Source organism: Aeromicrobium sp. MLTX1 (assembly GCF_046452335.1).
Taxonomy (GTDB): domain Bacteria; phylum Actinomycetota; class Actinomycetes; order Propionibacteriales; family Nocardioidaceae; genus Aeromicrobium.
Genome location: NZ_JBKFDN010000001.1, coordinates 803,625 through 821,944, shown reverse-complemented (window position 1 = coordinate 821,944; position 18,320 = coordinate 803,625). Strand labels below are relative to the sequence as shown.

Sequence of the window (18,320 nt, the reverse complement as noted above, 5' to 3'; positions counted from 1 at the left end):
CTGTGACAGCGTTGGTGTCAGAATCACCGCGTGACCCAGAGCACAGGACCCCTGAGTGGTGTGCGCGTCGTCGAGATGGTCGGGATCGGGCCCGGGCCGTTCGCGGCGATGCTGCTCGCCGACCTCGGTGCCGACGTCATCCGCATCGACCGTCCGGGCGGCAACGCCCTCCAGGTCGCGCCTCCCGAGCGCGACATCCTCGGCCGCAACCGGCCCAGCGCCGCCGTCGACCTCAAGACCGCCGAGGGCGTCGAGCTCGTGCTCCAGCTGGTCGAGCGCGCCGACATCCTCATCGAGGGCTTCCGCCCCGGCGTCATGGAGCGCCTCGGGCTGGGCCCCGACATCGCGCTGGAGCGGAACCCGCGCCTGGTCTACGGCCGGATGACCGGCTGGGGCCAGACCGGCCCGCTGGCCTCCTCCGCCGGCCACGACGTCAACTACATCGCCGTCGCCGGAGGACTCGACCCGATCGGCCGGGCCGGCGGCCCGCCGCAGGTACCGCTCAACCTGCTCGGCGACTTCGCCGGCGGGTCGATGTACCTCGTCACGGGCGTGCTCGCCGCGCTCACCCACGCCCGCGGCACGGGCGAGGGCCAGGTCGTCGACGCCGCGATCACCGACGGCGTCGCGCACCTCATGGCGATGACCGTGAGCATGCAGCAGTCCGGTGCGTGGAGTCCCCGCCGCGGCACGAACATGCTCGACACCGGAGCCCCGTTCTACGACGTCTACGAGACGTCGGACGGCTACTGGATGAGCGTCGGCGGCCTCGAGCCGCAGTTCTGGTACGCCATGCAGGAGGTCTTCGCCTCGGTCGGCCTGGGCGACCTGCCCGACCGGAACGACCCCAAGAACTGGGCCGAGCTGCGCGAGACGCTGCGCACGTGGTTCCTGAGCCGCACGCAGGAGGAGTGGACCGCGCTCTTCGCCGGCACCGACGCCTGCGTCGCCCCCGTCGTGCCCCTCGAGGAGGCGTACGAGCACCCGCACCACGTCGCGCGCGGCACGTACGTCGAGGAGTACGGCGTCACCCAGCCCGCACCCGCCCCCCGCTTCTCGGCCACCGGCACCGGCATCCACCGGGCGCCCGACCGGCCGGGTGCCAGCACCCGCGAGGCGCTGACCGCGTGGGGCATCGAGGACGTGGACGACCTGATCGAGAGCAAGGTCGCCGTCGAGAACGAGGAGAACTGATGGAGCGCACCCTGTTCGAGCCCGAGCACGAGTCGTTCCGCGACACCGTGCGCACCTTCCTGGAGAAGGAGGTCGTGCCCCACCACGAGCAGTGGGAGAGCGAGGGCATCGTCCCGCGCGAGGTCTGGACGAAGGCCGGCGAGCTCGGCCTGCTCGGCTTCATGATGCCCGAGGAGTTCGGCGGCGGCGGGGTCTCGGACTTCCGCTACAACGTCGTGCTCCAGGAGGAGCTCACCCGCGTCGGCGCGAGCGGCGTCGGCTTCGCGCTGCACACCGACCTCGTCTCGGGCTACCTGCTGAGCTACACGAACGACGAGCAGAGGCAGCGCTGGTTCCCGAAGTTCGTGTCGGGCGAGATGATCACCGCGATCGCCATGACCGAGCCCGGCACCGGGTCGGACCTGCAGGGCATCCGCACCACCGCCGTGCGCGAGGGCGACCACTACGTCGTCAACGGCGCGAAGACCTTCATCACCAACGGCATCAACGCCGACTTCGTCATCGTGGCGTGCAAGACCGACCCCGAGGCCGGCGCGATGGGCGTCTCGCTGATCGTGCTCGAGCGCGGCATGGAGGGCTTCGAGCGCGGCCGCAACCTCGACAAGCTGGGCCTCAAGGCGCAGGACACCGCCGAGCTCTTCTTCGACAACGTCCGCGTGCCGGTGGAGAACCTGCTCGGCGAGGAGGGCCGGGGCTTCGTCTACCTCATGGAGAAGCTGCCGCAGGAGCGCCTCACGATCTCGGTCGTCGCGGCGGCCGCGTGCCGCCGGGTCATCGACATGACCCTGGACTACGTGAAGAACCGCAAGGCGTTCGGCAAGCCGATCGGCTCGTTCCAGAACACCCGGTTCGTGCTGGCCGAGCTCGAGACCGAGCAGCGGATCGCGCAGGTCTTCGTCGACCGCAGCGTCGAGGCGCTCAACAAGGGCACGCTCTCGATCGACGACGCCGCGGCCGGCAAGTGGTGGACCACCGAGCTGCAGAAGAAGACCGTGGACTCGTGCCTGCAGCTGCACGGCGGCTACGGCTTCATGAGCGAGTACCCGATCAGCAAGGCGTACCGCGACACCCGCATCCAGACGATCTACGGCGGCACCACCGAGATCATGAAGGAGATCGTCGGGCGCTCGCTGGGCATCTGACCCCGCGCCGTTCGTAGGCTGCCCGCATGGGCGTGAGGAGCGGCTTCCCGATCCTGGCGACCCGGGACCTTCCGAGGCTCGAGTCGTTCTACCGCGACGCCTTCGGCGCCGAGCGCACGTACGCGTTCGACGCCGGTGGCCGCGACGTCTACGTCGCGCTCGCGCTGGGCGGCTCCGCGATCGGCCTCGCCGTCGACGACGACCTGCGGACCGAGCCGATCGGGATGGCGCTGTGGCTCTACGTCGACGACCTCGACGCCGCGTACCGTGCGGCGCTCGACTCCGGGGCCACGAGCATCGCCGAGCCCGCGGAGATGCCGTGGGGCGAGCGCGTCGCGCAGGTCCGCGACCCCGGCGGCTTCGTCGTGCACCTCGGGCTCGAGGCGGACTGACGGGTCAGGTGGGCTCCGCGGCGCCCTGCAGGGCGACCGCGTCGTCGTGTTCCTGGACGATCTCCGGCGACGGCCTGAGCGCCGCGACGATGGACAGCGTCATGCCGATGAGCCCGAGGATGCACAGCAGCAGGAGGGCGTAGCCGAAGCCGGCGATGACCTCGGCCGGCGGGTCGCCGGGGATCGACGCCTGCAGGACCGCGTCGCTGAGCGCCGGACTGAGGCCGATCGTCATGAGGGTCAGCGCCACCGCGAGGCTCAGGACGTTGCCAGTGTTCTGCACCGCGAGGCGCATGCCGTTGACGACGCCGAGGCTGGACTCGGGCGTCGCCTCGAGCAGCGACGTCGCGTTCGAGCCGATGAACAGACCCGTGCCCATGCCCATGAGGACGAGCCCGACGCCCAGCACCCAGGTGCTCTGCGTGAACACGCCTCCGGCCAGCGCGAACACGCCGAGCTGGCCGACGATCGCGCCGAACGAGGAGATCTGCCGCGACCGCCACCGCCGGGACAGCCGGCCCACGCACAGCGAGCCGAGGATGCTGCCGATCGGCATCGGCAGCAGGAGCAGCGCGGTCTCGCTGGGCCGGAAGCCCAGTGGCCCCTGGAGGTAGAGGCTCATCAGCACGATGGCCGGGAATCGTCCCGCGCTGAGGAAGAACCCGGCGAGCAGGAGCAGGCCGATGCCGTGGGTGCGCAGGGTCTCGACGTCGATGACGGGGTGGCGGCTGCGGCGCTCGGCGAACGCCAGGGCCGGCAGCAGCGCGAGGGCGAGCAGCAGACTGCCCCAGACCCACGGGCTGCTCCAGGTGAACTCGGTGACGAGCGAGATGCCCACGGTCGTCAGCGTGATGACGGCGATCACGAGGACGTTGCCCGGCAGGTCGAGCGAGGTCTTCTCCTCGCGCTCGTCCTTGCGCCGCAGCAGGAACCAGCCGGTCGTGAAGGCGACGAGGCCGATCGGGACGTTCATCCAGAACACCCATCGCCAGTCGGTGACCTCGAGGATCATGCCGGCGGCGATCGGGCCGACGAGGCTCGCGATCGGGAAGGACGCGGCGTACAGGCCCATGGCGCTGCCGAGGGAGTCGCGCGGGAAGATCGCGTGGATCAGCGTGGCGCCGTTGCCCAGCAGGATCGCGCCGCCCAGCGCGGCCACGATCCGCAGCCAGATCAGCCAGTCGACGGTGGGGGCGAAGCCGCACGCGAGGCTGCAGATCGTGTAGAGCGCGAGGGCGCCGAGGTAGAAGCGCCGCTGGTCGACGATGTCGCTGATCCGTCCGAAGAGCAGCAGGCACGCCGTGCTGGCGACCATGTAGCCCAGGATCAACCAGCTGGCCTGCAGCTGGGTCGCGTCGAAGTGCCGCGTCAGGGCGGGCAGGGCGACGTTGACGGTGCTCGAGTTGAGACCGATCAGCATGCTGACCAGGCACACGACGCAGAGCGTGGACCAGGCAGCGGCGCCGGCACGTGGTCGTTGGCTCCTCACGGCACCTCCCGAATAGAACCCTATTCTAAAATCACGTTCTTTGTACATCCTGCCTTGGTGTCACTCCGAGTCACACGCCGAGTAGCTCAGGTGCGGCGGAATGTGACCCTTGACACATCCGGGCCCGCACTGGATGATCAACCCATCCTAGAGTGAGATTCTAGATTGGGGTACGGAATTGTGACCACCTCAGGTGAGCGGCTCGTCCGGGTGGACGACCTGCACGTGGAGTTCAGCACCGGCGGCCGGCAGGTCGAGGCGATCAGTGGCGTGAGCCTCGACATCCGGGCCGGGGAGACCGTCGCCGTCGTGGGCGAGTCCGGATCGGGCAAGAGCGTGACCGCGCTCGCGATGCTCGGACTGCTCGGCAACGGGCGGATCAGCGGCGGCACGGTGCGCTGGGACGGCGAGGACATCACCCACGCGTCGAAGAAGCGGCTGCGCCAGCTGCGCGGCAACGAGGTCTCGATCGTCTTCCAGGACCCGATGACGGCCCTGGATCCGCTGTTCTCGGTCGGCAACCAGCTGTCCGAGGCGCTGCGGATGCACCAGAAGATGTCGAAGAAGCAGGCCCGGCGCCGCGCGGTGGAGCTGCTCTCCCAGGTGGGCATCCCCGACCCGGAGTCGAAGGTCGACGCCTACCCCCACCAGCTCTCGGGCGGCCAGCGCCAGCGCGTGATGATCGCCGGGGCCCTGGCGTGCTCACCGCGGCTGCTCATCGCCGACGAGCCGACGACGGCCCTCGACGTGACCGTCGAGGCGCAGGTGCTGCGGCTCATCCGCGACCTCCAGCAGCAGACGGGCGTCGCCCTCATGCTGATCACCCACGACATGGGCGTGGTCGCCGAGATGGCCGACCGCGTCGCGGTCTTCTACGCCGGCGAGGTCGTCGAGACCGGGACGGTGGAGGAGATCCTCACCGACCCCAAGCACCCGTACACGCAGGCGCTCCTGCGGGCGATCCCGCGACCCGACACCCCGCGCGACGAGCCGATGCCGGCGATCCCCGGCGTGGTGCCGTCGCTCGAGGCGATGCCCACCGGGTGCCGGTTCTCGACCCGGTGCCCGCTGTCGGAGCCCGGGCGGTGCGACGAGCCGCAGCCGCTGCTCGAGGTGGACGGGCGCCACGCCCGGTGCTGGCGGGTGGCCGAGGCCGACGAGCCGGCCCTCGCGGCGGGAGTCGCGCGATGAGCGCCGGGACGCCGGTCGCGCCGGTCACCGAGTCGCCCGTGAGCGTCGTGCCGGAGGTGACCCCGTCGACCGGTCCGATCCTCGAGCTGAGCGACGTGGTCAAGCACTTCCCCGGCCGCAAGCGTCAGCCGCCGGTGCGCGCCGTCGACGGCGTGAGCCTCTCGGTGGGACGCGGCGAGACGGTGGGCCTCGTGGGTGAGTCGGGCTCGGGCAAGTCCACGCTCGGCCGCCTCGCGCTGAGCCTGCTGGAGCCGACCTCCGGCCAGGTCTCGTTCGACGGCAGCGACGTCTCGAGGCTGGGCCGGCGCGACCTCGCGCGCCTCCGCCGCCGCATGCAGCTGGTCTTCCAGGACCCCGTCAGCTCGTTCAGCCCGCGCATGACGATCGAGGAGGTGCTGACCGAGCCGATGGTGGTGCACGGGATCGGCACCCCGGAGTCGCGGCACCGGCGCTGCCTCGAGCTGCTCGACCTCGTGGGTCTGCCGTCGCGGGCGCTCGAGCGGTTCCCGCACCAGTTCTCCGGCGGCCAGGCCCAGCGCATCGGCGTCGCTCGGGCGCTGACGACCGACCCCGACCTCATCGTGTGCGACGAGGCGGTGTCCGCGCTCGACGTGTCGGTGCAGGCGCAGATCCTCAACCTGCTGCGCGAGGTCCAGCGCGAGCTCGGGCTGAGCTACCTGTTCATCGCGCACGACCTCAACGTGGTGCGCTACATGTCCGACCGGATCTGCGTCATGTACCTGGGCAAGGTCGTCGAGTCGGGCCCGACCGACGACCTCATGAACGCGCCGCAGCACCCCTACACGGCGGCGCTCGTCGAGGCGGTGCCGTCGCTGGAGAACCGCGGGCACCTGCGCTCGCCGCTCGCGGGCGAGATCCCGAGCCCGAGCCGCCCGCCGTCGGGCTGCCACTTCCACACGCGCTGCCCGCGCCGGTTCGAGCCGTGCGACCACGACGAGCCGCAGCTGCTCCAGCTGGGCCAGCGCGAGGTGGCCTGCCACCTCGTGGACGAGCGGAAGGGGGTCGACGCATGATCACCTTCGCCGGCCGTCGCGTGGGCTACGGACTCCTGGTCCTGGGCCTCGTCGCCACCTTCACGTTCCTGACGCTGCGGCTGATCCCCGGCGACGTCGTCCGCCTCCAGCTGGCGGACGCGCCCGGCGCGACGGAGGAGCAGGTCGCCCAGCGCTCCGCCGAGCTCGGTCTCGACGAGCCGCTCGTCTCGCAGTTCTTCACCTTCATGACCGACGCGATGCGGCTGGACTTCGGCACCTCGTTCCAGGACGGGCGCCCGGTCGTGGACCACATCGCCGAGCGGCTGCCCGCGACGCTCGAGCTGGGCCTGCTGGCGCTGTTCCTCGGTCTCGCCCTCGGCATTCCCCTCGGCGTGATCTCGGCGCTGAAGCCGAACTCGCTGACGGATCAGATCCTGCGCGTGCTGGCGGTCGTGGGCATGTCGATCCCGAACTTCTGGCTGGCGCTCCTGCTCATCACGTACCTCGCGCAGTGGTTCGGGTGGTCGCCACCGCTGGTCTACGTCGGGCCACGCGAGAACCTCGCGCAGAACCTCACGCACCTGGCGCTCCCGGCTCTGGCGCTCGCGGTGGGGTCGATGGCCGGCGTGGCCCGCATGCTGCGCTCCTCGATGCTCGAGGTCCTCGGCTCGAACTTCATCCGCACCGTCCGCTCGCGTGGTGCCTCGGAGTTCACGGTGCTGGCCAAGCACGCGGGTCGCAACAGCCTGATCCCGGTGTTCTCGCTGCTCGGCCTCCAGGTCGGCGCGATCCTCGGCGGCACCGTGATCCTCGAGTCGATCTTCTCGATCCCGGGCATGGGCTCGCTGATCTTCGACGCGGTGCAGAACCGCGACTACCCCGTCGTCCTGGGCTGCGTGATCGTCTACGGCGGCCTGTTCATCCTCGTCAACCTGCTCGTCGACATCCTCTACGCGGTCGTCGACCCGCGGATCCGGTACTGAGAGGCCCTCGTCATGACGACCACCGAACCTCGACTCGCGTCCGCCGCCGCCACGGGAGCGCTGCCCCCGCCGATCCTGTCGCGCGGTGCGCGCCGGCGCCGCGGGATGTGGCGCTACCTGCGCGAGCAGCCCTTCGGCGCCGTCGCCGCCGCGATCATCCTCGTGTTCGTGGCGCTCGCGATCCTCGCGCCGCTGATCTCGCCGTACGACCCGCTGGCGCAGAACCGCTCCGCGATCATGGTGCCGCCGAACGCCGACCACCTCATGGGCACCGACGACCTCGGGCGTGACGTGCTCAGCCGCGTCCTCTACGGGGCCCGGACCTCGCTGCTGATCTCGGTCGCGACCCTCGCGATCGGCGGCGTCGCCGGACTCGTGCTGGGCATCGTGTCGGGCTACTTCGGCGGCACGTGGGTGGACACCGTGATCCAGCGGATCATGGACTCGCTCATGGCGGTCCCGTCGATCGTCCTCCTGCTGTTCGTGGCCGCCCTGCTCGGCCCGAGCATCCGCAACACGATCCTCGCGCTGGCACTGCTCGTGATCCCCGCCTTCAACCGCGTGGCACGTGGCGAGATGCTGCGCATCCGCGAGGAGACCTACGTCGAGGCGGCCCGCGCGGTCGGGTGCAGCACGAAGCGGATCCTGGTGAAGTACGGCCTGCCGAACCTCATGGCCCCCCTGTTCGTCGTGACCAGCCTGCTGTTCGCGATCGTCCTGATCGCCGAGTCGGCCCTGAGCTTCCTGGGCATCGGCACGCCTCCGCCGACCCCGTCCTGGGGCCGGATGCTCAGCGAGGCCTCGCGCCAGCTGGAGATCGCTCCGTGGATGGCGCTGTTCCCCGGCCTGGCCCTGTCCATCTCCGTGCTCGCGTTCAACCTGCTGGGCGACGCGCTGCGCGACTTCCTCGACCCCAAGCAACGTCGATGACCACCCGAACCCGCCGAACACCCCGTGCCGCGACCCAAGGAGACACCATGACCACCACCCGCAGACCGGCGAAGCTCGCCGCGATCCTCGTCGCGACGGCGGCCGTGTCGTCCGCCTGCTTCGGCAGCGGCGGCGGCTCGTCCGAGGCCTCCGCCGAGGGCGCGCTCGTCACGGACGACGGCCCGCCCCAGCCGGGCGGCACCTTCCACATCGCCGGCACGGCCGACGCGCCGTCGCTGGACCTGCAGAAGGAGCCGGCGTACTCGGTGCACTCGGCCATCGGCGCGGTCTACAGCCGGCTGCTCGCGTTCAAGACCGGCGAGGACGTCGAGTACGGCACGAACGAGGTCGAGGGCGACCTGGCCGAGTCGTGGGACACCAGCGAGGACAACCGCACGTGGACCATCACGCTCCGCGACGGCGTCGTCTGGCACGACAAGCCCCCGGTGTCGGGCCGCGCCTTCACCTCGAAGGACGTGCTGTGCACGTTCGACCGGATGAAGGAGATCCAGGGCCACGCGCTGGGCCTCATCGGCAACGTCGACTCGATCGAGGCGCCCGACGACCAGACGGTCGTGTTCACGCTCAAGTCCGGCTTCTCGGCGTTCGACGAGACCCTCGCCAACCCGTTCCTGGCGATCCTGCCGTGCGAGGCGAAGGACGGCGGCTTCGACCCGGCCACCGAGGCCGTCGGCACCGGCCCGTTCATGCTCGAGTCGTGGAAGCGCGACCAGGAGCGCGTCTACGTGAAGAACCCCGACTACTTCGTGGAGAACCAGCCGTACCTCGACGGCTACACGACCACGATCATGCCCGACGCGCAGGCGCAGATCGCCGCGCTGCGCAGCAACAAGATCGACATGATGACGACGCTCTCCACCGAGAAGCGCCAGGTCGACCAGCTGCTCAGCCAGGTCGAGGGCCTGCAGAAGAGCCAGGAGGCCGGCACGACGCAGACCCGCGTCTACATGAACGCGGAGTCCAAGCCGTTCGACCAGGTCGAGGTGCGTCGCGCCGTGGCGATGGCGATCGACAAGCAGGGCATGATCGACAGCATCCGCGCCGGCGGCACCGTCACCGGTCCGATCACCCCGACGATCTTCGGCGCCCTGCCGACCGAGGAGGTCGAGAAGCTCGTCCCGTACGACCCGGACGAGGCGAAGAAGCAGCTCGCCGACGCCGGCTTCCCCGACGGCTTCGAGGCCACCATGGTCGTCACGACCGGCTACGGCGAGACGATCGTCCGCGAGGCGCAGTGGGTCCAGGAGGACCTCGCCAAGATCGGCATCAAGGTCAAGCTGGACGTCCAGGACTACGCCACGTACGCCGGCGACACGTGGCCCAACGGCAAGTACGACATCGCCTACGGCCTCCAGACGCCGATGCTCACCGCCGACGAGTACCTGACCACCGAGTACCACTCGAAGGGCAGCCGCAACTGGTCGAACGTGAACGATCCCGAGCTGGACGCCAAGATCGAGGCGCAGCGCGCGATCACCGACGCCGGCGAGCGCGAGAAGGCGCTCCAGGAGATCGATCGGTACATCCTCGAGAACGTCCTGACGCCCCTGCCGCTCTACGTCTACGACGGCCAGACCCTGCTCTCGCCCCGCGTGCGCTCGTGGAACCCGCACCCGGACTACTCGGCCCGCGAGTACGAGAACATCTGGCTGAAGCAGGACTGAGCATGTGGGATGTCGATGGCACCGCACCACGGCCGGGCGAGCCCCTCGAGGTGGCGCCGGGGATCCACCTGGTGCTCGCGCCGAATGCGAACGAGTGGACCTTCGAGGGCACCAACACCTGGGTGCTGACCGGTGGCGGGGACGCCATCGTGGTGGACCCGGGGCCGGACGACCCGGAGCACCTCGAGGCGATCGACGAGGTCGTGCACACGAGCGGGAGCCGGCTGCGCGAGGTCGTGCTGAGCCACCACCACGGCGACCACTCGCAGGCGGCCGCCCCGCTCGCGAAGCGCTGGTCCGCGCCGATCCGGCCGCGGGTCCAGCGCGGCGTGATCGCCGAGGGGACGCGGTTCGACCTCGGCGCGAGCGAGGCGTGGGCCATCCGGACGCCGGGACACACCGCCGACGGGGTCAGTCTGGTCCTGCCGGACCACCGGCTCGTCCTCACCGGCGACACGGTGCTGGCGCGGGTGAACCCGTTCATCAGCCACCCGGACGGCACGATCGTCGACATCCTGTCGTCGATGCGACGGCTGGCCGACGTGGTCGACGACGACTGGGTGTTCCTGCCCGGGCACGGTCCGGTGGTGCGCGAGCCGCGCCAGTACCTCGAGAACCGCGTGCGCGACCGGCTTCGCCGCGTGGACCAGGTGGCGGCCCACGCCGCCGCCGGGCGCGGCCCCGCCGAGATCGCCCGCGCGATCCACCCCCACCTGAACTCGCTGCGACTGCGCGCCGCCCAGGCGTCGGTCGAGGCGATCCTGCACTACCTCGACGACTCGCGGGCCGACGTCGGCCCCTCCACCAGAAAGGCACCTCGCTGATGCCCATCACCGACACCAAGCCACGAGCGGACGTCGCCGACCGCTTCGTCCCGAAGACCTCGCCGGAGACCCGGCCGTTCTGGGACGGCACCGCGGCCGGCGAGCTGCGGATCCAGTCGTGCACCGACTGCGACCGTCCGTTCTTCTACCCGCGCTCGTCGTGCCCCCGGTGCGGGGGAGAGGCGCTGGAGTGGATCACCTGCTCGGGCCGGGCGTCCCTGTACTCCTACGTCATCTCGCAGCGGCCGGCGCCGGGCTTCGAGCCGCCCACGGTCATCGCGGTCGTCGAGCTCGAGGAGGGCCCGCGGATGATGACGAACATCGTCGGCGTCCCGCCGGAGCCGCAGTTCCTGCCGCTCGACCTGCCGCTGCAGGTGACGTTCGAGCAGCGCGGTGACCTCGCGATCCCGGTCTTCGAGCCGTCGGAGTCGGAGGTCGTGCGATGAGGGACGACGTCGTCATCCTCGGCGCCGCCGAGACCGAGGAGGTCGGGCGGCTGCCCGAGACCTCCACCCTGGAGCTGCACGTCCAGTCGGCGCGCCGCGCCCTCGCGGACGCCGGCCTGACGCTGGACCAGATCGACGGCATCGCCACGGTCTCGACCGGCGGTCCCGGCCCGGTCGCGGTGGCCCACGCCCTCGGCATCACGCCGACGTACGTCGACGGCACCTCGGTGGGCGGCTCGTCCTTCCTCTTCCACGTGCGCCACGCCGTCGCGGCCATCCGGGCCGGGCACGCGACCGCCGTTCTCATCACGCACGGCGAGTCCGGCCGGTCGCGCGTCGGCGCGGCGCCGTGGGCCCGCCAGCCCGACTCGTCGACGGCGCAGTTCGAGATGCCCTACGGCGTCCTCGGCCCGCCCACCACGTTCACGATCCCGGCGCTGCGGTTCCTGCAGGAGACCGGCAACACGCTGGAGCACCTCGCCGAGGTCGCGGTGGCGCAGCGGCGCTGGTCGTCGCGCAACACCCGCGCGATGTACCGCGACGTGGTGACGGTGGACGAGGTGCTCGGCGCCCGCATGGTCGCCTGGCCGTTCACGCTGCTGATGTGCTGCCTCGTCACCGACGGCGGCGGCGCGCTGGTGGTGACCTCGCGCGAGTTCGCGCAGGCCCACGGCAGCGACCTGCCGCTCGTGAACGTGGCCGGCACGGGCGAGGCCGCGACGACGCCGATGGTGTCGCAGATGGAGGACATGAGCACGTGCCGGCAGTTCACGCTGTCGAGCCAGGCGGCGTTCCGCGAGGCGGGCATGGGCCCGTCCGACATCGACCACCTGATGATCTACGACGCCTTCGCCCACGTGCCGCTGTACGGCCTCGAGGACATGGGCTTCGTCGGTCGTGGCGAGTCCGGCGCCTTCGTCGCCGAGGGGAACACCTCGCCGGGCGGCTCGCTGCCGATGAACACGAACGGCGGCGGGCTGTCCTACACCCACACCGGCATGTACGGGATGTTCGCGATCCAGGAGTCCGTGCGTCAGCTGCGCGGCCAGGCCGAGGCGCAGGTCGACGACGTCGAGACGAGCCTCGTGCTCGGCAACGGCGGCATGTTCATGAGCGCCGCGACCCTCGTCCTCACGCGCGGCTGACCGCCCCACCGACCCACCACCAGAGGAGAACGCATGTCTGCAGGAGATCGTCAGGTCGTCATCGTCACGGGAGCGGGGCGTGGGCTCGGGCGCGCCCACGCCCTGGAGTTCGCCGACCGGGGGGCGGCGGTGGTTGTGAACGACCTCGGCGCCTCGCTCGACGGGACGGGGCACGAGCCCGGCCCCGCCGAGCAGGTCGCGGAGGAGGTGCGCGCCCGCGGCGGCCTCGCGCTCGTCAACGGCGACGACATCAGCGAGCCCGAGGGCGCCCAGCGCCTCCTGGCCGCCACGCTCGACGCCTTCGGCAAGGTCGACGTCCTGGTCAACAACGCGGGCATCCTGCGCGACCGGACGCTCGTCAACATGACCATCGAGGAGTGGGACGCCGTCATCAAGGTGCACCTGCGCGGCACGTTCGCGCCGATGAGCGCCGTGGCGAAGCACTGGCGCGAGCTGTCGAAGGCGGGGCACGAGGTCGACGGGCGCATCATCAACACGACGTCCTCGTCCGGCATCTACGGCAACCCCGGCCAGGGCAACTACGGCGCCGCGAAGGCGGGCATCGCCTCGCTGACGATCATCGCGTCGCGCGAGCTGGCCCGGTACGGCATCACGGTCAACGCGATCGCGCCCGCCGCGCTGACGCGCATGACCGAGGGCCTGCGGACCGACCGCCCCGAGATCCCCGAGGGTCAGTTCGACCCCGGGGCGCCCGAGAACGTCTCGCCGCTCGTGGCCTGGCTCGCCAGCCCGGCCGCCGCCGGCGTGACCGGACGGGTGTTCAACATCCGCGGCGGCCACGTCAGCGTGGCCGAGGGCTGGATCGCCGGACCCGGCGTGGAGGAGGAGCGCCGGCTCACGGTGGAGGACCTCGACGGGATCCTCCCCGACCTGATCGCGCAGGCCCGGCCCAATGCCGTCATGAACGGCAAGGTCCCCCAGGAGGCGGCCCGATGAGCCTGAACCACGACATCGTCGGCGTCCGGTCCGAGCCGGTGGAGAAGTCCTGGACCAGCACCGACGCGCTGCTCTACGCCCTGGGCGTGGGCGCCGGCCACGACAACCCGCTGGAGGACCTGGCGTACACGACCGAGCACGGCGAGCCCGGCGGCGACGGCCAGAAGGTGCTGCCGTCGTACGGCGTGATGCTCACGTGGGGTGCTCGCGGGCGCAAGCTCGGCGACTTCGACCCGGCGATGCTCGTGCACGCTGAGCAGCAGATCGAGCTGCACCGGCCGCTGCCGCCCTCGGGGACCGTCTCGATCACCTCGATGGTCACGGGGATCGAGGACAAGCGCAGTGGCGCGCTCGTCCGGTCGCAGGCCGAGGCCGTGCTGGCGGACACGGGCGAGCCGCTCGTGACTGCGCGCTCGGGCGTCTTCATCCGCGGCGAGGGCGGCTTCGGCGGCACCGCGGCCGAGCCCGGCCTCGAGCAGGTGCCCGACCGCGAGCCCGACCAGGTCGTGGCGACCGGGTCGTGGCCGGGCCAGGCCCTGCTCTACCGGCTCAGCGGCGACCGCAACCCGCTGCACAGCGATCCGTCGTTCGCGGCCCGCGGGGGCTTCGAGCGGCCGATCCTGCACGGCCTGGCGACCTACGGGATCACCGCCCGGGTGCTGGTGTCGGCCGTGGCGAAGGGCGACGGCGACGCGATGCGCTCGATGGCGGGACGCTTCTCGGCACCCGTGCTGCCCGGCGACGACCTCACCGTGGAGCTGTGGGACGTGGACACCGGCGACGTGGCGTTCCGCGTGCGCCGGGCCGACGGCACGGTGGTGATCGACCGTGGCCGGGCCCGGTTCGCGCTGGGCTGACCCGCGCGCGTCAGTCGGCGTCGGGGTAGAGCCGCCGGACCAGCACGACGGCGTGCCGCGCCACGCGCTTGGCCTGGGCGGCCGTCCCGCAGCCGACGGCGACGCGGGCGGCCTCGCCCACCACGCTGGTGAGCGCGGCGACCGTCAGCCGGTCCTCCACGGTGTTGCCCAGGCCGAGGATCATGACGTTGCGCCGGATCCACTCCTGGCTGCGGTCGCGCCGCTGGGTCTCGAACTCCGGCGGCGCGTCCCCGGAGTAGAAGACCGGGTAGAGCCGACGGTCGCGCCAGCCGGCCTCGAGGTAGGCCAGCATGCCGGCCTCGAACTGCACGAGCGGGTCGGTGTCGCCCGAGGCGCGCACCTTGGCGACCGCGTCGGCCGCGGCGCGGGCGAGGCGGCCGACGTACTCGTCCCAGAGGGCGAAGTAGAGCTCGGCCTTCCCACCGAAGTGGTGGTAGACGCTGCCGACGCTGGAGCCGGCGCGGTCGACGACGTCGGAGATGCCGGCGCGCGTGTAGCCCTGCTCGATGAACACCTCGGCGGCGGCGTCGAGGACCTGGCGACGGGTCTCCTCCGTCTTCGCCCATCGGCGCCCCTGGGGGCGGGGCGCTTCCGTGGCGGACATGGACGTCTCCTCGTTCTCGGGGCCTGCGGTGCTGACACAGCATAGGACTTTTCGCCCTTGACGGCAGACCATCCCGTACGTGATGCTAAACACAGTTCTAGAGGACGATTCTAGAAACACATTCTCAGAGGAGAGACGATGATCGACTTCGAGCTCAGCGAGGAACAGCGCGCGGTGCGCAGTGCGGTGCGCCAGTTCATCACCAAGGAGGTCATGCCGCTGGAGAGCCAGGTCCTGCTGAACGAGCGCGAGGGACGGCCCGGCATCGACCGCGAGACCCTCCGCGATCTGCAGGCCAAGGCGCGCAAGCACGGCTACTGGGGCATCAACACCCCCGAGGAGTACGGCGGCATGGCGGTGGGCCCCGTGATGTCGGCGATCATCGCCGGCGAGGCCGGTCGCACCTTCGTCCCGTTCCGCTTCGGCGGCTCGGCCGACAACATCCTCTACGCGGGCACCCGCGAGCAGCAGGAGGAGTTCCTGCTGCCGACGATCGAGGGCGACCGCCGCAGCTGCTTCGCCATCACCGAGCCGGGCGCCGGCTCCGACGCCCGCAACATCCGCACCCGCGCGGTTCGCGACGGCGACGAGTGGATCATCAACGGCGAGAAGATCTTCATCACGAACGGCAACGAGGCCGACTTCGTCATGGTCTTCGCGGTGACCAACCCCGAGCTGGGCGCCAACGGCGGCGTGACGTGCTTCCTCGTCGACCGGGCGATGGGCTGGGAGTCCACCCCGATCCCGACGATGGGCGAGTGGGGCCCGGCCTCGCTCAGCTTCCAGGACGTGCGCGTGCCGCACCGCAACATCCTCGGCGAGGAGGGCCACGGCTTCGACCTCGCGATGCAGTGGATCGGCCAGGGCCGCTACATGATTCCGGCCGGCGCCCTCGGTGCGGCTGAGCGCATGATCGAGATGGCCGTCGAGCACGCGAACAGCCGCATCTCGATGGGCAAGCCGATCGCGGAGTACCAGGCGATCCAGTGGCACATCGCCGAGAGCGCGGTCGAGCTCGACGCGGCGCGCTGGCTAACGCTGCAAGCCGCGTGGGAGGTCGAGCAGGGCCGCGACGCGCGCCACGCCTCGTCGGTCGCGAAGCTGTACGGCACGAACATGGCCAACCGCGTGGTCGACCGCGTGCTGCAGATCCACGGCGGCATGGGCTACACGAAGGAGCTGCCGCTCGAGCGCTGGTACCGCGAGCTGCGCCTGCTGCGCATCTTCGAGGGCACCGACGAGATCCAGAAGCGCACGATCGCGCGCAACCTGCTGCGCGGTCACGTCAAGGTGGGGGCCTCGCTGTCATGACCGATCCCGGCTCGCGCATCGATCCGCTGGCGTTCTTCCGCCCGAAGTCGGTCGCCCTCGTGGGCGCGACCGACAAGTCGGGCTGGTCGGTCGCCACGTTCGCCAACCTGCAGGTAAACGGGTTCACCGGTGACGTGTACCTGGTGAACCCGAAGTCCCCGGAGGTCCACGGGACCAAGGCGTACGCGTCGCTGGCCGACATCCCCGGCCAGGTCGACCTCGTCTACGTCATGACGCCGATCGACGTCGTGCCGGACGTGATCCGGCTGGGGGCCCAGCGGGGCACGCGGCACTACGTGGTCCTCACCGCCGGCTACGGCGAGGTGGGCGGCGAGGGTGCGGTGCGCGAGCAGGAGCTGCTCGACCTCGCGACCGAGCTGGACGTGACGATCCTCGGCCCGAACGGCAACGGCTTCATCAACGCCGCCGACGGCATCACGCCGTACGGCCTGCCGATCCCGCAGCCGCTCATCGCCGGCTCGGTCGGCGTGGTGCTCCAGAGCGGCGCGCTCGCCAGCAGCGTGCTGTCGTTCGCACAGTCGCGCAACATCGGCATCTCGCTGCTCGTGGCGATGGGCAACGAGACGATCATGTCCGTCACGGACGTGGTGCGCGGGCTCGTGGACGACCCGAAGACGAAGGCGATCGCGCTGTTCCTGGAGTCGGTGCGCCGGCCCGAGGAGTTCGCCGAGGTCGCCCGGATGGCGCTGGCGGCGGGCAAGCCGATCGTCGCGCTCAAGATCGGGCGCAGCGTGAAGGCCTCGCGCACCGCGCAGGCGCACACCGGTGCGCTGGTGGGCGACGACAAGACGGTCGACGCGGCGTTCGCGCAGCTCGGCGTCATCCGCGTCGTCTCGCTGGAGGACCTCATCATCACGGCCGGACTGCTGGCCGAGACGGGTCCGCTGCCGGGCCGCCGCGTGGGCGTCGTGACGCCCTCGGGCGGCGCGTCGGAGATCATCGCCGACCGCGCGGAGGACGAGGGCCTGGATCTGGCCGAGTTCACGCCCGAGACGATGGCGCAGCTCACGGAGGTGCTGCCGTCGTTCGCGACGCCGAACAACCCGCTCGACGTCACCGGCTACGTGCTGCTCGACCGTGAGCTCATGGGCAACGCGCTGCGCATCGTGGCGGCCGACCCGGGCATCGACTTCGTGATGATGCTCCAGGACCTGCCCCGGCAGACGGCCGATCCCGACCTCGCGCTCCAGCTGTACACGCGCAACGCGCAGACGATCCGCGAGTCGCCGACGCCCATCATCCCGGTGGGCAACGTCCTGACGGACATCAACGAGACCGGACGGATGATCCAGGCCGGCTCGCAGTACCCGCAGGTCGCGGGCGGCATCGAGCACGGGCTCACCGCGCTCGGTCACGCGGTGCGCTGGTCCGAGGTCGTGCGCCGTCAAGGCGAGGGTCAGCAGGAGCCGCCGCGCGTCGAGCCGGTCTTCCCCGAGGGCCTGCCGGAGCGTCGCGGTTCCTGGGCCGAGCAGCCGGCCGCCACGTTCCTGGCGGCGAACGGCGTCCCGATGGTGCCCTCCGAGCTCGCGGCGACCCCCGACGAGGCGGCCGCGGCGGCCGACTCGATGGGCTACCCCGTGGTGGTCAAGGCCGCGGTGGACGGCCTCGAGCACAAGAGCGACATCGGCGGCGTGAAGCTGGGGCTCGCGACCGCCGACCAGGTCCGCGAGGCCGTCGAGGAGGTGCTGGGGGCCGTGGCGGCCGCCGGCCACGACGGCGCGCGCGTCCTGGTGCAGCCACACCGCAGCGGCGGCTCCGAGCTGCTGGTCGGCGTGGTGCGCGACCCGGCCTGGGGACTGACGATGGCGGTCGCCCTCGGCGGCGTGTGGGTCGAGCTGCTCGGGGAGAGCGCCCTGCGGGTGCTGCCGGTCGCGCAGGACGAGGTCCGTCGCGCGATCGGATCGCTGCGCGGGGTGCAGGCGCTCCAGGGGGCGCGCGGGACCGAGGCGGTCGACCTCGACGAGCTGGCCCGCGTCATCACGCGGATCGGCGCGGTGGCGCACGCCCTCGGCGACGACCTCGTCGCGCTGGAGGTGAACCCGCTGCGTGCCTCGGCCGACCGGATCGAGGCGCTCGACGCCCTGGTCACCTGGTCGCAGGAGTGATCGGATCGCCCGCCGACGCGGCGTGGGA

Annotated in this window: 17 protein-coding genes; 15 read left to right on the top strand and 2 right to left on the bottom strand. The window is 71.1% G+C overall.

Annotated elements, in window-relative coordinates:
• The first annotated feature begins 30 nt into the window (after positions 1 to 30).
• Genes ACK99Q_RS03795 through ACK99Q_RS03785 form a run of 3 tightly spaced genes read left to right on the top strand, consistent with a single transcriptional unit; the run spans position 31 to position 2,728 of the window.
• Positions 31 to 1,194 carry a CaiB/BaiF CoA transferase family protein gene (locus ACK99Q_RS03795; protein ID WP_410184911.1) on the top strand — a complete coding sequence of 388 codons (1,164 nt, stop codon included), beginning with the start codon at positions 31 to 33 and terminating at the stop codon, positions 1,192 to 1,194.
• Positions 1,194 to 2,336, top strand: coding sequence for an acyl-CoA dehydrogenase family protein (locus tag ACK99Q_RS03790; protein ID WP_410184910.1), 1,143 nt, complete (start codon positions 1,194 to 1,196; stop codon positions 2,334 to 2,336). Before ACK99Q_RS03795 ends, ACK99Q_RS03790 begins: the two co-directional genes overlap by 1 nt.
• Positions 2,337 to 2,362: 26 nt before the next feature.
• On the top strand, positions 2,363 to 2,728 hold the full coding sequence (locus ACK99Q_RS03785) for a VOC family protein (protein ID WP_410184909.1): 366 nt from the start codon (positions 2,363 to 2,365) through the stop codon (positions 2,726 to 2,728).
• A gap of 4 nt (positions 2,729 to 2,732) precedes the next feature.
• Here the strand turns inward: ACK99Q_RS03785 and ACK99Q_RS03780 are convergent, their stop codons facing one another.
• Positions 2,733 to 4,163 carry an MFS transporter gene (locus ACK99Q_RS03780; RefSeq protein ID WP_410184908.1) on the bottom strand — a complete coding sequence of 477 codons (1,431 nt, stop codon included), beginning with the start codon at positions 4,161 to 4,163 and terminating at the stop codon, positions 2,733 to 2,735.
• 234 nt (positions 4,164 to 4,397) lie between these two features.
• Here ACK99Q_RS03780 and ACK99Q_RS03775 point away from each other — a divergent pair, with 234 nt between their 5' ends.
• The 10 genes from ACK99Q_RS03775 to ACK99Q_RS03730 are packed head-to-tail and all read left to right on the top strand — an operon-like array spanning position 4,398 to position 14,230.
• Complete coding sequence (locus ACK99Q_RS03775; protein WP_410184907.1) at positions 4,398 to 5,408, top strand: ABC transporter ATP-binding protein; 1,011 nt, start codon at positions 4,398 to 4,400, stop codon at positions 5,406 to 5,408.
• The gene (locus tag ACK99Q_RS03770) at positions 5,405 to 6,442 is read left to right on the top strand and encodes an ABC transporter ATP-binding protein (RefSeq protein ID WP_410184906.1); all 1,038 of its coding nucleotides are present in this window, start codon (positions 5,405 to 5,407) and stop codon (positions 6,440 to 6,442) included. The genes ACK99Q_RS03775 and ACK99Q_RS03770 overlap by 4 nt, the downstream gene beginning before the upstream one ends.
• Positions 6,439 to 7,386 carry an ABC transporter permease gene (locus tag ACK99Q_RS03765; RefSeq protein WP_410184905.1) on the top strand — a complete coding sequence of 316 codons (948 nt, stop codon included), beginning with the start codon at positions 6,439 to 6,441 and terminating at the stop codon, positions 7,384 to 7,386. Before ACK99Q_RS03770 ends, ACK99Q_RS03765 begins: the two co-directional genes overlap by 4 nt.
• A 12-nt stretch (positions 7,387 to 7,398) precedes the next feature.
• Complete coding sequence (locus ACK99Q_RS03760) at positions 7,399 to 8,316, top strand: ABC transporter permease (protein ID WP_410184904.1); 918 nt, start codon at positions 7,399 to 7,401, stop codon at positions 8,314 to 8,316.
• A gap of 47 nt (positions 8,317 to 8,363) precedes the next feature.
• Positions 8,364 to 10,001 carry an ABC transporter substrate-binding protein gene (locus ACK99Q_RS03755; RefSeq protein ID WP_410184903.1) on the top strand — a complete coding sequence of 546 codons (1,638 nt, stop codon included), beginning with the start codon at positions 8,364 to 8,366 and terminating at the stop codon, positions 9,999 to 10,001.
• A gap of 2 nt (positions 10,002 to 10,003) precedes the next feature.
• Positions 10,004 to 10,825, top strand: a complete 822-nt coding sequence (locus ACK99Q_RS03750; protein ID WP_410184902.1) for an MBL fold metallo-hydrolase — start codon at positions 10,004 to 10,006, stop codon at positions 10,823 to 10,825.
• Positions 10,825 to 11,271 (top strand): Zn-ribbon domain-containing OB-fold protein, encoded by a 447-nt coding sequence (locus ACK99Q_RS03745; protein WP_410184901.1) that lies wholly within the window; start codon positions 10,825 to 10,827, stop codon positions 11,269 to 11,271. Before ACK99Q_RS03750 ends, ACK99Q_RS03745 begins: the two co-directional genes overlap by 1 nt.
• Positions 11,268 to 12,416, top strand: a complete 1,149-nt coding sequence (locus tag ACK99Q_RS03740) for a thiolase C-terminal domain-containing protein (RefSeq protein ID WP_410184900.1) — start codon at positions 11,268 to 11,270, stop codon at positions 12,414 to 12,416. Before ACK99Q_RS03745 ends, ACK99Q_RS03740 begins: the two co-directional genes overlap by 4 nt.
• Positions 12,417 to 12,449: 33 nt before the next feature.
• The gene (locus ACK99Q_RS03735; protein ID WP_410184899.1) at positions 12,450 to 13,373 is read left to right on the top strand and encodes an SDR family oxidoreductase; all 924 of its coding nucleotides are present in this window, start codon (positions 12,450 to 12,452) and stop codon (positions 13,371 to 13,373) included.
• On the top strand, positions 13,370 to 14,230 hold the full coding sequence (locus ACK99Q_RS03730) for a MaoC/PaaZ C-terminal domain-containing protein (protein WP_410184898.1): 861 nt from the start codon (positions 13,370 to 13,372) through the stop codon (positions 14,228 to 14,230). Before ACK99Q_RS03735 ends, ACK99Q_RS03730 begins: the two co-directional genes overlap by 4 nt.
• Before the next feature lie 10 nt (positions 14,231 to 14,240).
• Here ACK99Q_RS03730 and ACK99Q_RS03725 read toward each other — a convergent pair whose 3' ends face one another.
• The gene (locus ACK99Q_RS03725) at positions 14,241 to 14,855 is read right to left on the bottom strand and encodes a TetR/AcrR family transcriptional regulator (RefSeq protein ID WP_410184897.1); all 615 of its coding nucleotides are present in this window, start codon (positions 14,853 to 14,855) and stop codon (positions 14,241 to 14,243) included.
• Between the two features lie 138 nt (positions 14,856 to 14,993).
• Here ACK99Q_RS03725 and ACK99Q_RS03720 point away from each other — a divergent pair, with 138 nt between their 5' ends.
• Positions 14,994 to 16,166, top strand: coding sequence for an acyl-CoA dehydrogenase family protein (locus tag ACK99Q_RS03720; RefSeq protein ID WP_410184896.1), 1,173 nt, complete (start codon positions 14,994 to 14,996; stop codon positions 16,164 to 16,166).
• A complete protein-coding gene (locus ACK99Q_RS03715) occupies positions 16,163 to 18,292 on the top strand; it encodes an acetate--CoA ligase family protein (RefSeq protein ID WP_410184895.1) in 2,130 nt (709 codons plus the stop codon). The genes ACK99Q_RS03720 and ACK99Q_RS03715 overlap by 4 nt, the downstream gene beginning before the upstream one ends.
• Positions 18,293 to 18,320 lie beyond the last annotated feature (28 nt).